This window comes from Labrys neptuniae (genome assembly GCF_040797145.1).
In the GTDB taxonomy this organism is placed as follows: Bacteria; Pseudomonadota; Alphaproteobacteria; order Rhizobiales; family Labraceae; genus Labrys; species Labrys neptuniae.
This window is the reverse complement of the sequence record NZ_JBFNQD010000013.1, coordinates 145,787-161,187: the sequence shown is the minus strand read 5'-3', so window position 1 is coordinate 161,187 and position 15,401 is coordinate 145,787. Positions and strand designations below refer to the sequence as shown.

Annotated in this window: 13 protein-coding genes; 1 reads left to right on the top strand and 12 read right to left on the bottom strand. The window is 63.9% G+C overall.

The genetic code is table 11. The features are described 5' to 3' along the window. Positions 1 to 69: 69 nt before the first annotated feature. From ureC to ABXS05_RS27590, 12 genes are all read right to left on the bottom strand, one after another. Positions 70 to 1,782 carry an urease subunit alpha gene (gene ureC / locus ABXS05_RS27645; protein WP_367626082.1) on the bottom strand — a complete coding sequence of 571 codons (1,713 nt, stop codon included), beginning with the start codon at positions 1,780 to 1,782 and terminating at the stop codon, positions 70 to 72. Next, a complete protein-coding gene (locus ABXS05_RS27640) occupies positions 1,782 to 2,087 on the bottom strand; it encodes an urease subunit beta (protein WP_068281454.1) in 306 nt (101 codons plus the stop codon). Before ABXS05_RS27640 ends, ureC begins: the two co-directional genes overlap by 1 nt. A 3-nt stretch (positions 2,088 to 2,090) precedes the next feature. After that, entirely contained in the window at positions 2,091 to 2,675 is a 585-nt protein-coding gene (locus tag ABXS05_RS27635) for a HupE/UreJ family protein (RefSeq protein WP_367626081.1), read from the bottom strand. 163 nt (positions 2,676 to 2,838) lie between these two features. Next, positions 2,839 to 3,141, bottom strand: coding sequence for an urease subunit gamma (locus ABXS05_RS27630; protein ID WP_311936445.1), 303 nt, complete (start codon positions 3,139 to 3,141; stop codon positions 2,839 to 2,841). Between the two features lie 14 nt (positions 3,142 to 3,155). Then, positions 3,156 to 3,998, bottom strand: a complete 843-nt coding sequence (locus tag ABXS05_RS27625) for an urease accessory protein UreD (RefSeq protein ID WP_367626080.1) — start codon at positions 3,996 to 3,998, stop codon at positions 3,156 to 3,158. Beyond that, complete coding sequence (gene urtE, locus ABXS05_RS27620; protein WP_367626098.1) at positions 3,973 to 4,668, bottom strand: urea ABC transporter ATP-binding subunit UrtE; 696 nt, start codon at positions 4,666 to 4,668, stop codon at positions 3,973 to 3,975. The genes ABXS05_RS27625 and urtE overlap by 26 nt, the downstream gene beginning before the upstream one ends. Positions 4,669 to 4,676: 8 nt before the next feature. After that, a complete protein-coding gene (gene urtD, locus ABXS05_RS27615; protein ID WP_367626079.1) occupies positions 4,677 to 5,426 on the bottom strand; it encodes an urea ABC transporter ATP-binding protein UrtD in 750 nt (249 codons plus the stop codon). Next, positions 5,423 to 6,589, bottom strand: coding sequence for an urea ABC transporter permease subunit UrtC (gene urtC, locus ABXS05_RS27610; protein ID WP_367626078.1), 1,167 nt, complete (start codon positions 6,587 to 6,589; stop codon positions 5,423 to 5,425). The genes urtD and urtC overlap by 4 nt, the downstream gene beginning before the upstream one ends. After that, the gene (urtB, locus tag ABXS05_RS27605; RefSeq protein WP_437178702.1) at positions 6,586 to 8,202 is read right to left on the bottom strand and encodes an urea ABC transporter permease subunit UrtB; all 1,617 of its coding nucleotides are present in this window, start codon (positions 8,200 to 8,202) and stop codon (positions 6,586 to 6,588) included. Before urtB ends, urtC begins: the two co-directional genes overlap by 4 nt. Positions 8,203 to 8,379: 177 nt before the next feature. After that, complete coding sequence (gene urtA / locus ABXS05_RS27600; RefSeq protein WP_311937478.1) at positions 8,380 to 9,627, bottom strand: urea ABC transporter substrate-binding protein; 1,248 nt, start codon at positions 9,625 to 9,627, stop codon at positions 8,380 to 8,382. A 285-nt stretch (positions 9,628 to 9,912) separates the two neighbouring features. Then, positions 9,913 to 12,198 (bottom strand): penicillin acylase family protein, encoded by a 2,286-nt coding sequence (locus tag ABXS05_RS27595; RefSeq protein WP_367626077.1) that lies wholly within the window; start codon positions 12,196 to 12,198, stop codon positions 9,913 to 9,915. 499 nt (positions 12,199 to 12,697) lie between these two features. Next, on the bottom strand, positions 12,698 to 13,954 hold the full coding sequence (locus tag ABXS05_RS27590) for an ROK family transcriptional regulator (RefSeq protein ID WP_311936429.1): 1,257 nt from the start codon (positions 13,952 to 13,954) through the stop codon (positions 12,698 to 12,700). 330 nt (positions 13,955 to 14,284) lie between these two features. Here ABXS05_RS27590 and ABXS05_RS27585 point away from each other — a divergent pair, with 330 nt between their 5' ends. Further along, positions 14,285 to 15,319 carry a sugar ABC transporter substrate-binding protein gene (locus tag ABXS05_RS27585; RefSeq protein WP_311936426.1) on the top strand — a complete coding sequence of 345 codons (1,035 nt, stop codon included), beginning with the start codon at positions 14,285 to 14,287 and terminating at the stop codon, positions 15,317 to 15,319. Positions 15,320 to 15,401: the final 82 nt, after the last annotated feature.

Here is a 15,401-nt window from a genome sequence, read left to right as displayed (position 1 = left end):
CCCCTTCCCTCGGCCTATGGCCTCGCCGGGGATGACAACCTCTTCAATTCGACGATTCGTGCTGTCGCCTCAAAACAGGAAATAGCGTTGGGCCATCGGCAGTTCGGTTGCCGGTGGGCAGGTCAGGAGTTCGCCGTCGGCGCGGACTTCATAGGTTTCGGGATCGACCTCCATCTGTGGCAAGGCATCGTTCAGCACCATGGAGCGCTTGGAAAGGCCGCCTCGCGTGTTCTCGACCGCCACCATCGGTTTGGCGACGCCGAGCCGCTCCTTCAGGCCGTTGGCGAGGGCCGCTTTGCTGACGAATGTCAGGGAAGAGGCTGCCGGAGCACCGCCGAAACCGCCGAACATCGGGCGGTAATGCATCGGCTGCGGCGTCGGAATCGAAGCGTTGGGGTCGCCCATCGGAGCGGCGGCGATCGTGCCGCCCACCAGCACCATCTCCGGCTTGACCGCGAAGAAGGCCGGGTTCCACAGGACGAGATCGGCGCGCTTGCCGATTTCGATCGAGCCGACATGGGCCGACAGGCCCTGCGCGATGGCGGGGTTGATGGTGTATTTGGCGATATAGCGGCGCACCCTGAGATTGTCGTTGTCGCCGCTCTCGCCGGGCAGGCGCCCGCGCTGCAGCTTCATCTTGTGGGCGGTCTGCCAGGTGCGGATCAGGACCTCGCCGACGCGGCCCATGGCTTGGCTGTCGGACGAGATGATCGAGAAGGCGCCGATATCGTGGAGGATGTCCTCAGCCGCGATGGTTTCCTTGCGGATGCGGCTTTCGGCGAAGGCGATGTCCTCGGCGATCGCCGGTGATAGATGATGACAGACCATCAGCATGTCGAGATGCTCGGCGATGGTGTTCTTCGTATAGGGCCGGGTCGGGTTGGTCGAGGACGGCAGCACGTTGGCGAGGCCGCAGACCTTGATGATGTCGGGCGCATGGCCGCCGCCGGCGCCTTCGGTGTGAAAGGCATGGATGGTCCGCCCCTTGAAGGCGGCGACCGTGTCCTCGACGAAGCCGCTCTCGTTGAGGGTGTCGGTATGGATCATCACCTGGACGTCGTAGTCGTCGGCCACGCTGAGGCAATTGTCGATGGCTGCCGGCGTCGTACCCCAGTCCTCGTGCAGCTTGAGCGAGCAGGCTCCGCCCTCGATCATCTCGACCAGGGCCTCGGGCCGGGAGGTATTGCCCTTGCCCGACAGCCCCAGATTGATCGGGAAGGCGTCGAAGGAACGGATCATGCGGGCCAGGTGCCAGGGCCCGGGTGTGCAGGTGGTGGCGAGCGTGCCGTGGGCGGGGCCCGTGCCGCCGCCCAGCATGGTGGTGACGCCCGACATCAGGGCTTCCTCGATCTGCTGCGGACAGATGAAATGGATATGGGCGTCGACGCCGCCGGCGGTGAGGATCTTGCCCTCGCCGGCAATGATTTCCGTGCCGGGACCGATGACGATGGTGACACCCGGCTGGATGTCGGGATTGCCGGCCTTGCCGATCGCTACGATCAGGCCATCCTTCAGGCCGACATCGGCCTTGACGATGCCCCAGTGATCGATGATCAGCGCATTGGTGATGACCGTATCGACCGCGCCGGCGGCACGGCTCGCCTGGCTCTGGCCCATGCCGTCGCGGATCACCTTGCCGCCGCCGAACTTCACCTCCTCGCCGGGAATGGTGAAGTCCTTTTCGACCTCGATGAACAGCTCGGTATCGGCAAGCCTGACGCGATCGCCGACGGTCGGTCCATACATTTGGGCGTAGGCGGCGCGGGAAAGAGTAGCGGGCATCACAGTGCTCCCATGATCTTGCTCTGAAAGCCGAAGATGACGCGCTTGCCGCCGATCGGGATCAGCCGCACCTGCCGCTGCTGCCCCGGCTCGAAGCGGACGGCCGTGCCGGCGGGAATGTCGAGCCGCATGCCACGCGCCGCCTCCCGGTCGAACAGGAGCGCCGCGTTGACCTCGAAGAAATGATAATGGGAACCGACCTGGATCGGCCGATCGCCGGAATTGGCGACGACGAGAACGCTCGCCTCCGCTCCGGCGTTCAGCACGATGTCTCCAGCCATCGGCAGGACTTCGCCCGGGATCATGGTTTAGCCTCCCACGATCAGGGCCAACCCGGCGAGGGCGGTCAGCCCCCCGGCGAAGCGCGTGACCAGCCGACCGGCCTTGTCACCCGCGAGGCGGGCGATCCCCGGCCCGAGCAGGACACTGGCCGCGTGCAGCAGGGCCGTCGCCAGGGCAAAGCCGACCAGGAAGGGTGTGGCGCTGGCATTGCCCAGTTCGCTGCCATGGGCGAAACCATGGAACAGGGCGAAGAACCCGACGACGACCATGCCGATCGGCGTCGGCACCTTGAATGCCATCAGGGCGAGCAAGCCGAGCACCACGACGGAGGCTGCGATCGCCGGCTCGATGAAGGGCAGGGGCATGCCGGTGAGGGAGGCGCCGAAGCCTGCCGTCATGACGATGACGAAGGTCGCGGGAACCGCCCACAGCGCACGTCCGCCGAGCTGGGCGGCCCACAGGCCGACGGCGACCATCGCCAATATATGGTCCGCGCCCGAAAGAGGGTGCAGGAAGCCCGTGGAGAAGGAGGCATGCTCGGCCGGGTTGATATGAGCCATGGCCGGCGTGGCGGTGAGCATGGCGGCGAGTGCGAACAGATATTTCTTCATTCTGGCCTCTGAAAAATTGCCCTTGTCATGCCCGGGCTTGACCCGGGCATCCAGGGATTGGGGTCTGCATTGCCCGACAGGGGGGGCTGGATTGCCGGGTCAAGTCCGGCAATGACAAAGATTGAGTTCGTTCGGTTCACCTATTCTCTGGTTCTCCGGCGGTCTATCGGATGGGCTCATGCACGGTGACCAGCTTGGTTCCGTCCGGAAAGGTTGCTTCCACCTGCACGTCGTGGATCATCTCGGCGATGCCGGGCATGACCTGCTCGCGCGTCAGCACATGCGCGCCGGCCTCCATGAGATCGGCGACCGAGCGCCCGTCCCGCGCACCCTCGACCACGAAATCGCTGATGAGGGCGATCGCTTCGGGGTGGTTGAGCTTGACGCCGCGTTCGAGGCGCCGGCGCGCCACCAGGGCCGCCATGGCTATCAGGAGCTTGTCTTTTTCGCGGGGCGTGAGGTTCATGCGGGTTCCGGTGGTTAGAGCTGCCATACTTTCGGCAGGGGACGGTCGGCGAGCAGAAAGGACAGGAGAGGCTCGAGGCGATGCCTGAGCGACAGGCTGTCTTCGGCGAGGAGGCGCACCACCAGCTTGCCGTCCCAGGCGCTGGCGCCGCCATGGCTTCCGATGATGTCGCGTACCGCCTCGATCCGTTCCTCCGGCTCCGGGCAAACGGCAAGCATTGTCGCCATGGCGCGGTGTCCGCCCAACGTCGCGGGGGCAGCAAGGCGTTTGGCGATATCGCCGTCTATGCGGAAATCATCGGCGAAGATCAGTTTTCCGTTGCTGCGTACCCGCCAACGATCCCTCAAGGCGCCGCTGCGCAACACTTCGCCCATGGCCGCGCGGCCGAACAGCACGGCTTCGACGGCAAGCAGTTGGGCGCCCTCGGCCAGGTCGACCTCGAGACGCCGGACGAGGCGGCCACCGTCGAACAGGATGGTCTCCTGCGGCAGCCAGGCGAGGCGAGAACCGGCTTCGGCGGTCAGCCGGTTGACGACAACCGCGTCCTCGCCCGTCGAGCGGTAGATGCGTTCGCAGGCCTGGGTGGTGATGGTGGCCGAACTTGCCGCCCCCGCCACGACCTCGAAGGCGAGCCTGTCGCCACCAGTCAGACCGCCCGCCGTGTTGATGAGGATAGCCTCCGGCTGAGCTCCAGGCAGTGGTCGCGGCAACCGTATCTTGGCGCATCCTTCCTGATACAGGGTCGCTAGTCTGGAGGCCCCGTCACGCTGGCGAAAGGCCAGGCGGGCGACGCCCTCGGCCCGTTCGAGGCGGAGCGGGGCCTTCCTGACGTCAAAGCAGGAGATGTCGGCGTACATCGGGCTTGTCCAGGTCGGCGGCCTCGCCGGAAAAGACGATCTCGCCGCGATCCATGATGACGACACGATCGGCCAGTTCGCGCGCGAAGTCGAGATATTGCTCGACCAGGAGGATGGTCATGCCCATCTGATCACGCAGGAACGCGATGGCCCGGCCGATATCCTTGATCACGGAAGGCTGGATGCCCTCCGTCGGCTCGTCGAGCAGCAGGAGCTTGGGTCGGGTCACCAGCGCCCGGCCGATGGCAAGCTGTTGCTGCTGGCCGCCCGAAAGGTCGCCGCCGCGGCGCTGCAGCATCTGGGCGAGCACGGGGAACAGCTCGAATATATGGCTCGGAAGGCTGCGCTCGGCGCGCTTGAGCGGCGCAAACCCGGTCTGCAGGTTTTCCTTTACCGTCAGCAGGGGAAAGATCTCCCGGCCCTGGGGCACGAGGGCGATGCCGAGCCTGGCCCTGTCATGGGCAGGGCTGCGGCCGAGTGGCTTGCCCTCGAAGCTGACAGAGCCGGCGCTCGGCCGGTGCTGTCCGGCGATGGTGCGCATCAGGCTGGTCTTGCCGACTCCATTGCGGCCGAGGATGCAGGTGACCTTGCCGGCTTCGGCCTGCAGGGAAACGCCGCGCAATGCCTGGGCGGCGCCGTAATGCAGGGTGAGATCACTGACGGACAACATCATCTGCTCTATCGCCCCAGATAGACTTCGACGACCCGCGGATCCGCCGAGACATGGTCGAACCGCCCCTCCGACAGCACGCTGCCCTCATGCAGGCAGGTCACCTTCACCCCGAGCTCACGCACGAAATGCATGTCGTGCTCGACGACGACGACCGAATGCGAACGGGCGATCTGCCTGAGGAGATCGCCGGTCTGCGCCGTTTCGGCATCGGTCATGCCGGCCACCGGCTCGTCGACGAGCAGGAGCTTGGGGTTCTGGGCCAGCAGCATGCCGATCTCCAGCCATTGCTTCTGGCCGTGCGACAGCCCGGCTGCCTTGTCGTCCCGCCGCTGTTCGAGACGGACGGTGGCGAGAATCTCGTCGATGCGCTCGCTTTCGGAGCGCGAGCGCTGGTCGAACAGGGCGGCGAAGATGCCGCGCCGGCCCTTGAGGGAGAGGGCGATATTGTCCTCGACCGTATGCGTTTCGAATACGGTCGGCTTCTGGAACTTGCGGCCGATGCCGAGATTGGCGATGTCGGTTTCATCGAGCTTGGTCAAATCATGTTCGCCGTCAAAGAAGACCTCGCCGGTATCGGGCCGGGTCTTGCCGGTGATGATGTCCATCATCGTGGTCTTGCCGGCCCCGTTCGGGCCGATGATGGCGCGCATCTCGCCGGGCTCCAGGATGAGCGAGAGATTGTTGATGGCTTTGAAGCCGTCGAAGCTGACGCTGACGCCGTCGAGATAGAGAATGCTGTGCGTTTGCTGGGTCATGAGGTCGCTTCCTCCGCGGCGTCGCTTTGGGCGGGCACGAGCGCCTTGCTCGCAGAGGCCTTGCGAGGGGATTTGGACCGGCGCCAATGCTCGAAGGCGCCGACCAGGCCCCGTGGCAGCAGGAGCGGCATGACGACGAAGAGGGCACCGAGTGCGAACAGCCATAGATCGGGCAAGGCGGCCGTGAACCAGCTCTTGGCCCAGTTGACGCCGACGGCGCCGATCACCGGCCCGATCAGGGTGCCGCGGCCGCCGATGGCGGTCCAGATCACCACCTCGATGGAATTGGCCGGCGAGAATTCGCCGGGATTGATGATGCCCACCTGCGGAACATAGAGCGCACCCGCGATGCCGGCCATTACCGCCGAGAAGGTGAAGGCGAACAGCTTGATGTTCTCCGGCCGCCAGCCGAGAAAGCGGGAGCGATATTCGGCATCGCGCACCGCGACCATGAGCTTGCCGAGCTTGGAGGCGGTGATCATGGCGGTAAGCGTGACGAACAGCGCCAGCATCAGGGCGCTGGCGGCGAACAGGGCCGCGCGCGTGCCCGGCGCCTGCAGGGAAAAGCCGAGCAGATCCTTGAAATCGGTCAGGCCGTTATTGCCGCCGAACCCCATGTCGTTGCGGAAGAAGGCGAGCATGAGCGCATAGGTCATCGCCTGGGTGATGATCGAGAGGTAGACGCCGTTGACGCGGCTGCGAAAGGCGAACCAGCCGAAGGTGAAGGCGAGCAGGCCCGGTACGGCCATCACCATCAGCGCGGCGAACCAGAACCTGTCGAAGCCGTACCAGAACCAGGGCAGTTCCTGCCAGTTCAGGAATACCATGAAGTCGGGCAGCACGGGATTGCCATAGACGCCGCGATCGCCGATCCCACGCATCAGATACATGCCCATGGCATAGCCGCCCAGTGCGAAGAAGGCGCCATGGCCGAGCGAGAGAAGCCCGCAATAGCCCCAGACGAGATCGAGCGAGAGGGCGAGCAGGGCATAGGTGAGATATTTGCCGAGCAACGCCACGAGATAGGCGGGCACATGCAGGGCGCTGTCTGCCGGTACCGCGAGGTGAAGCACTGGCACCAGCACGGCCGCCGCCACGAGAAGCGCGACGAGGATGGACAGGCGGCGGTCGAGGCCGTTCTTGAGCAGGGTTGCGAGGATCATGCTTCCACCGCCCGCCCCCGGGGCGCGAACAGGCCGCGCGGGCGCTTCTGGATGAAGAGGATGATGAAGACGAGCACGATGATCTTTCCGAGGACCGCGCCGGCATAGGGTTCGAGGAACTTGTTGGCGATGCCGAGCGTCAGCGCGCCCAAAAGCGTACCCCACAGATTGCCGACGCCGCCGAACACCACGACCATGAAGGAATCGATGATGTAACCCTGGCCCAGATTGGGCGAGACATTGCCGATCTGGCTGAGGGCGACACCGGCGATGCCGGCGATGCCGGAGCCGAGGCCGAAGGTCAGCGCGTCGACCCTGGGCGTGCGGATACCCATCGAGGACGCCATGCGCCGGTTCTGGGTCACGGCGCGCATCTGCAAGCCCCAGCGGGTGCGATTGAGGATGAGGCGCAGGGCGATGAACACCGCGATCGAGAAGGCGAAGATCCACAGCCGGTTGGCGGTGATGGTCAGTTCGCCGACGCTGATGCTGCCGGACATCCAGCCGGGATTGGCGACCTCGCGGTTGGTCGGTCCGAAGATCACGCGGATGCCCTGCTGCAGGATCAGCGAGACGCCCCAGGTCGCCAGCAGGGTTTCCAGCGGGCGGTCGTAGAGAAAGCGGATGATGCCGCGCTCGATCACGACGCCAACGGCGCCCGCGACCAGGAAGGCCAAGGGCAGGGCGATCAGCAGCGACCAGTCGATCAGGCCAGGTGCATAGGCGCGTACGGCCTCCTGCACGACGAAGGTGGTGTAGGCGCCGATCATCACCATCTCGCCGTGCGCCATGTTGATGACGCCGAGCACGCCGAAGGTGATGGCAAGGCCGATGGCGGCGAGCAGCAACACCGAGGCCAGCGAGATGCCGTACCAGACGTTCTGCGCCAGATCCCACAGCTTCAGGCGCGCATCGATGGTGCCGATGCCCGCGGCGGCTTCATCTTTCAACGCTCCGTCGGCGCCGGCCTCGAAGCGGCCGAGCAGCGCGGCGGCCTCGCGGGTGCCGAGAGAAGCAATGAGCCCGACGGCCGCGCTCTTGTCGGCCTGGGGCCTGTCGGAGAACAAGGTCGCGGCAGCCCGCGCCGTCTCCAGCCGGGCCTTGACGGCGGTATCAGCCTCCCTGGCGATGGCGCTGTCGAGCGCCGGGAGAGCACCGGGGTCGGGGGTCTGGGTCAGCGCGTCGGCAGCCGCGAGGCGTGCCGCCTTGTCGGGGGAGGAGAGCGTGAGCGAGCCGCTCGCCTCCCTTATCGCCCGCCTGATGGCATTGTTGACCTTGATCCTGACAAGTTCCCCCTTGCCCGCCGTCCCCACGCCGGCGCCAGTGAGCGGATCGGTGATCGCGAGCGGATCGCCGCTGCCCGAAGCGATCAGGACCGCCTTGTCGGATTGGCGCCAGTAGAGATTGCCGTCTGCCAGCGCCGCGAGGGGGCGGGCCGCCAGTGCATCGCCGCTTCCGGCCAGTTCACGCACCACCGCCTCGACCTGCTGGAAATTTCCAGCAGTGGCCAACTTGGCAAGGCCGGCCCTGATGCCAGCCTCATCGGCGTGACCAAGTCCGGGCATGAGGAGGCAGGCCCACAAGGCCAGGACGAGGAGACGAGACCCGTGCATGGCGGAGCGCAACCGGAGACGGGAAGGTTCACAGGACAGCATATTGGAGCCTTAAACCAAGCTTCGAAAATGCTGAGGCATTCTCGGCTTGAACAGCTGATGATTTTCGATGCCAAATCAGAGATTTGACGAAAATCACCAGAAAGGACCAAGGGGCATTGATAGTGCTTCTTGGCGTTAGTTCGTGCCCTGGCCGCCGCATTTGCCGGTTGCGACGTTGAAATTGCCGCAGGACAGCGGCTTGCGCCAATCGGCGATCAGATCCTTGGAGTCCGGCAGGTAGTCGGACCATTCATCGCCCACCACCAGTCCCGAACTCTGCCAGACGGTCTGCATCTGGCCGTCGGCCTGGATTTCGCCGATCAGGACCGGCTTGGTGATGTGATGATTGGGCATCATGGTCGAATAGCTGCCCGAAAGGTTGGGCACGGATACGCCGACGATGGCGTCGATCACCGCGTCGGGATCGGTGGTGCCGGCTTTCTCCACCGCCTTCACCCACATGTTGAAGCCGATGTAATGGGCTTCCATCGGGTCGTTGGTGACGCGCTTGTCGTTCTTGGTGAAGGCGCGCCAAGTCTTGATGAACTGGGCATTGGCTGGGGTATCGACCGACTGGAAATAGTTCCACGCCGTGAGGTGGCCGACCAGCGGCCCGGTATCGAGGCCAGCCAGTTCCTCCTCGCCCACCGAAAAGGCGACGACGGGAATGTCCTCGGCCTTGATGCCCTGGTTGGCGAGTTCCTTGTAGAAGGGCACGTTGGCATCGCCGTTGATGGTGGAGATGACGGCGGTCTTCTTGCCGGCGGAGCCGAATTTCTTGATGTCGGAGACGATGGTCTGCCAGTCGGACTGGCCGAACGGCGTGTAGTTGACCATGATGTCGTCCTTGGCCACGCCCTTGGACTGCAGATAGGCCTGCAGGATCTTGTTGGTGGTCTGGGGGTAGACGTAATCGGTCCCCGCCAGCACCCAGCGCTTCACGCCTTCTTGGCTCATCAGATAGTCGACGGCCGGGATTGCCTGCTGGTTCGGCGCCGCCCCGGTGTAGAAGACGTTGCGCTCGCTCTCCTGGCCCTCATATTGCACCGGGTAGAACAGGAGGCCGTCGAGTTCCTTGAAGACCGGCAGCACGGATTTGCGGCTGACCGAGGTCCAGCAGCCGAACACCGCCGCCACCTTGTCCTTGCCGAGGAGGTCGCGGGCCTTCTCGGCGAAAAGCGGCCAGTTCGAGGCGGGATCGACCACCACGGCCTCGAGCTTGCGCCCGAGCACGCCGCCTTTCTTGTTCTGCTCGTCGATCAGCATCAGCATGGCGTCCTTGAGCGTCGTCTCGGAAATCGCCATGGTGCCGGACAGCGAATGCAGGATGCCGATCTTGATGGTGTTTTCTTCGGCGCTGGCTGCGCCGCAGGTGATCAACATCGCGATGATGCTGCCCGACAAGCAATGACCGAGTCTTCCGAGCTTCGACATGACGCCTTCCCCTTGCTTCTTGTTGGATCCCGCAGGGGCTCCTGCAAGCGGCGTGCCAATCGGGGCGGGGCAGTCCTCGAAAGCGCAGAGCCTGCTGGCAGGCGGCCGGGACAAGGCGCTGAAGTGTTTCGATGGGAGGGCAATAATTTAAGCATGCCTAATAATTAGGCGAACTGCTGCCTTTCGGTGCCACCCGGTGGCGCCGAAATGGGTTCGTGGCTCCTGCCGCTGTCACTATTTCACGGGCGTATAGGTCACGATTTCGCTCGCTGCATTCTCGACCGCCGGCTTGGAATAGAGCAGGGGCACATATTGCCCGTTGGCCCATAGCGGTGCGAGATCGCGGTAATGCGGGCTGAAGGGATCGCCCGATTGCCCCGGTGTATTGATGGCGCGGCTGGCGTCCCAATTGCCGACATCCAGTACCATGCGGAAGGAGGCGCCGGAGGTCAGGCGAAAGTCCGAGCTGCGATAGCTGGCGGCATGGGGCACGTTGCTGGCGCCGCCGAGCTCGAGCGGGCCGACGCGCATCTGCGCTTGGGTCGAGGGATCGGCCAGAGGCATCAGCGCGTGATCGAATTGGGCATGGTGCAGCCTGCCCCAGCGCCATTGGCCAGCATCCTCGCCGAGAAGCTTGGAAACCTCCGCGACCGCCGTGCCGATGCTCTGCAGCAGCAGTTTGTCGCGCGCCTTGGCCGGATCGGGACCGAGGGAGGCGTCCGGCTTTTCCAGAAGCTCGAACATCGCGCCGACGCTCGGCCTGGGAATGAGGGCACGAGCGGCTTGCGGCACGCTGGCATTTACCAGGGCCGGGCCGATATGCTTGCTGATCCATACCTCGAACAGAGCGGCGGCGGCGCTGTCGCGGTCGTCGCTCGCATTCCAATCGCGCAGGAGCTGCAGTCCTTTGGCGATTTGGGGGTCATCCGACTGCAGCGGCTTGAGGAGCGCGATCAGGCGGCGGCCCAGCATGCTGGTGTCGTCATTCTGCAGATCCATCGCGTCGGCGAGGCTGAATTTCTTCTTTTCCTGCAGCACTTCGACGATGCGGTCCCAGCGGGCGGGATTGGCCCAGGAATCGAAACCGATGCGGCGCTGCTCGATGGGATAGCCCTGTGGCAGGTTCATCTGGTTGGCGGTGGCGAAATAGCCTGTCTTGGGGTTGAAGACGCTCGGCAATTCGTCCAGGCGCAAGAAGCCCTGCCATTCATAGCGCCCGTCGCCCGGTACCGGCAGCAGCCCGTCATAGCTGAGGCGGCGCGGCGCCATTCCGCCCGGCTGCCAGCCGATATTACCCTTGGTGTCGGCATAGATCTGGTTTTCCGAAGGGGCGCCCCAGCGCTTCATGGCGGCTTGGAATTGCGGCCAGTTTTTCGCCGTCATGTAGTCGGACGAGCCGAAATAGGCCGAGGTTCCCGGCTCGAACCAGACGGAGCGAATGGTGAAGGCGAGGTTTCGCTTGGCATCGCTGGCAAGCACCGGTCCGTGCCGGGTGAAGCGCATCTCGATATCCTGCGGGGAGCCGCCCTTGACCTCGACCTTTTCGCGCATGATCCGGACCGGCTCCCAGTTCCCGTCGAACTTGACCTGATCTGGATTGCTCGGATTGAGCGCCTCGACATAGAGGTCTTCCTGATCCATGCCGAAGATCGTCAAGCCGAAGGCGATGCGGCCATTATGGCCGATCGAGATGCCGGGAAGTGCCGGTTCGCCGGCGCCGATCACGTTCATGCCCGGTGCAACGAGATGAACGATATAGCGAAGGGACGGCACGCTGTGGTCGCGATGCGGATCATTGGCCAGGATCGGGCGCCTGGTGGCCGTGCGCTTGCCGGAGACGACCCAATTGTTGGAGCCGATCGTATCGACCTTGTCCTGTGCCTGCGCCAACAGGGCGTCGGGGTCATAGGCCTGTGCGGCCTTTTTGGCCGGTCCAAACTTCACCGGATCGGTCGCAAGTGTGTAGTCTTTCAGCACGTCCCGTGGAATGGAACAGGGGTCGAGGCCGTCGGGCAGCTTCGTCGTCCATTCGGGCTCGAGCTGGGCCTGGAGCTTGTCGGCCTCGAGCCCGGCTGCGCAGGCAATTTGCGCGCGCTGCACTTCGAGTTCGACATTGCGCGTCAGGCCATGGCTGCGGATGCGCACGATATCGTCGACATGCCACAGGTCAGGACGCGATCCGGCGATCCTGAACTCCTCGGGCAGGGGCTGCGTGCCGTCCCGGGTTTCCTGGACATAGGCATTGACGCCGGCGATGAAGGCGTTCGCATAGTCCTTCGCGTTGGGGCCATAGGACTGCCATTCCCTGTCCATGTCACCGCGATAGAGGAACAGGCGTGCCGCACGGTCCTGTTCGACATAGGCCGGACCGAAATCCCGGGCTAGAAGGCCAAGGCCGCGCTTGCGCCACAGGTCGATCTGCCACAGGCGGTCGCGCGCGGCATTGTAGCCCTGCATGAAGAACGCATCGCGCCGGCTGGCAGTATAGAGATGCGCGATGCCCCAATGATCGACGATCATCGTGGCAGGTTGCTGCAAGCCTTGGATATTGTGGCTCTGTTGCCGTACGCCTGATGAGATTTCCGCAAGAGCAGCTGAACCCCAGGCGACCAAAGAAACGGAACTCAGAAAGATTGCCAGGCTGCGAACCATATCAATGACCTTATTTTTCTATGCGGTACACTTTTAGAAAATTATGATTATTTTTAATGAGACGCAGATAGTGGCGCCATTTCTAACGTCAGACAAGAAACTTATCTTCGCCGCCCAGGAACGTCTACCGTCATGCCGTTGCGTTCTGGCTGGCGCCAGACGGGCGGTGGGAGCGCGAGGTCGGCCCTCGCCATCCTGCGTCGATGGCGTTCGAGAGCGCAGCTGAGACCGGATATATTGCGCAGAAATGCGCATTGGATATTTTTAAAAAATAAGCAATATTAATTACTTGTTTTATGATCTTAAATTTATGATCGAGCATCGGCGCTGTGGCAGTGAGGTGCCTCATGCCACCATTCGCGCTGGCTTATCGGCTATGCAGGTCGCCGCTCTTGACCGTGTTGCTCTCTTTGGAACTATCGGCGAGCAGGAGGAAGCGGGCCGATAGCGGCAGGCTGGCGCCGCCGAGCGCGCGGGCATGGATGCCCACCGTTCCCTCGCGCACATGGGGCGTTCTCAGCCCTTCCACGTCGATCCTGCCGAGTGCCTCGCGTACGGCGCCGACCAGGCGCGCCCGGACATCGGTCGGCATCCAGCCGTCGATGACGGCTGCTTCGAAATCGATCACGGCGCAGGAAGAGACGATGGCATAAGCCAGGGCATCGGCCGCCTGGTTGATCCAGATCTCGACGTCCTCACCCAGGTCGCCCCACGCCTCGGGCGAGGTCCAAAGATGCGCAGCATCGATGCCGCGTGCCTTCAGGGCCTTCTCCAGCATGGCGATGGAGGCGACGTCGATGAGCTGTGTCGGCCTGCCGTCGGGGCCGGGGACCGGCATGGAGCCGAGCGCGCCGGCATTGCCGGTCTGCCCGCCGAACAGGCGGCCATTCAGCACGATGCCGCCGCCGGCAAAGGCACCGATATAGAAATAGACGAAGTCGCGCACGCCCGAGAACTGGCCGAAAACGAGTTCCGCGCCACAGGCGGCAGTGGCATCGTTCTCCAGATAGACCGGAAAATCGCAATTCGACTGGAGGTCGGCCTGGATGCTGCGATGGCGCCATTCGTCGAGGACATCGGGTGGGGCGCCCGCCGCATCGGCCCAGTTCCACAATTCGAAGGGCATGGCGATGCCGAGCCCCGCAATACGTCGGTTCGCTGCCGGGCTGAGCGTGGCCCTGACGGATGCGATGCCGTCGAGCGCGAAGCGGATCGTTTCGCCCGGGGCAGGGTAGCGGTAGGATTTGTGCAGCATGGCACGCACATTGCCCAGGAAATCGATCAGCACCAGATCGGCGCTGCGCCGCCCGATCTTCAGGCCGAGGAAATAGGCACCTTCCGGATTGAGTGCCATCGGGATCGAGGGCTGGCCGATGCGCCCGCGCACCGGCTCCTGGCGCGTCAGCAAACCCGCTTCCTCCAGCTCGCGCATGATCACCGAAACGGTCTGCAGCGACAGGCTGGTCATGCGGGCGATGTCGGATTTGGCCAGGGCGCCATGCTCCCGGACGAGCGAGAGGACGATACGCTCATTGTGGTCGCGCATGCCGCTCTGATTGGTGCCGCGATGAAATCGGCTCTCGGCCAGTTCGGACGAACCGGCCTTCTGGGTGCCAGCCTCCATCCCGTTTCCTCCCCGTCGGCAGAATGTCTCGATTGGCTGTGAACAGGCAATGGCAAGAAAATTCTGCAAGTGTCTGAAATTTTACAGCTTTCACTCGCTTGAGCTTGTGACTCGAACGGGGGAGGCTGCATTGGGCAACATTGTTTCTTTCGCCCACAATGAGTGCTTCGTGCAAGGGCGTCAATAAATAACTAAATAAGACTTATTTATTTATTGACAGGGTAGGCGGGGATGGTGTTTTTTCATGTCCAGGCGCCGACACGGCAATGAGGGGCGCCCCGAAAGCGAGGCCCGGCTAGCCGGCCACGCGTTCCAAAAGGGAGGAATATGATGAAGAAACCGGTCCTGAAGTCGGCGCTGCTGTGCGCCAGCGTCCTGTCTCTCGGTATTTTTGCAACCCCGGGTTTTGCGGCCGATGTCGGCGCCTGCCTGATCACCAAGACCGACACCAATCCCTTCTTCGTCAAGATGAAGGAAGGTGCCAGCGCCAAGGCCAAGGAGCTCGGCGTCAACCTCAAGGCCTATGCGGGCAAGATCGACGGCGACAATGAGAGCCAGGTCTCGGCCATCGAATCCTGCATCGCCGACGGGGCCAAGGGCATTCTGCTGGTACCTTCGGACTCCAAGGCCATCGTCGACTCCGTCAAGAAGGCCCGCGCTGCCGGCATCCTCGTCATCGCGCTCGATACGCCGCTGGAGCCGATCGACGCGGCCGACGCCACCTTCGCCACCGACAATTTCAAGGCCGGCGAACTGATCGGCCAGTGGGCCAAGGCCACGCTCGGCGACAAGGCCAAGGAGGCCAAGATCGCCTATCTCGATCTCAATCCGAGCCAGCCGACCGTCGACGTCCTGCGTGACCAGGGCTTCATGAGCGGCTTCGGCGTCTCCAAGATCGAAAATCCGACCAAGATCCAGGATTGGGGCGATGCCCGCAACGTCTGCCACGACGTGACCAACGGCAATGAGGAGGGCGGCCGGGCTGCCATGGAGAACTGCCTCCAGAAGGACCCGACGATCAACGTCGTCTACACCATCAACGAGCCGGCTGCCGCGGGCGCCTATGAAGCGCTCAAGGCCGTCGGCCGCGAGAAGGATGTGCTGCTCGTCTCGGTCGACGGCGGCTGCCCGGGCGTGAAGAACGTCGCGGAGGGCGTCATCGGCGCGACCTCGCAGCAATATCCGCTCAAGATGGCCGCCATGGGCATCGAGGCCATCAAGAAGTTCGCCGATGGCGGCGAGAAGCCCAAGCCCACCGAAGGCAAGGCGTTCTTCGACACCGGCGCCACCCTCGTCACCGACAAGCCGGCTTCCGGCGTCGAGTCCATCGACACCAAGAAAGGCAAGGATCTGTGCTGGGGCTGACCTGAGGCCAGCCCGGCCAGCGTTCAATCTTGTTCTTAGGGAGGAGCGGCCGCCGCGCCGCTCCTTTTACGAGGGGCGACCG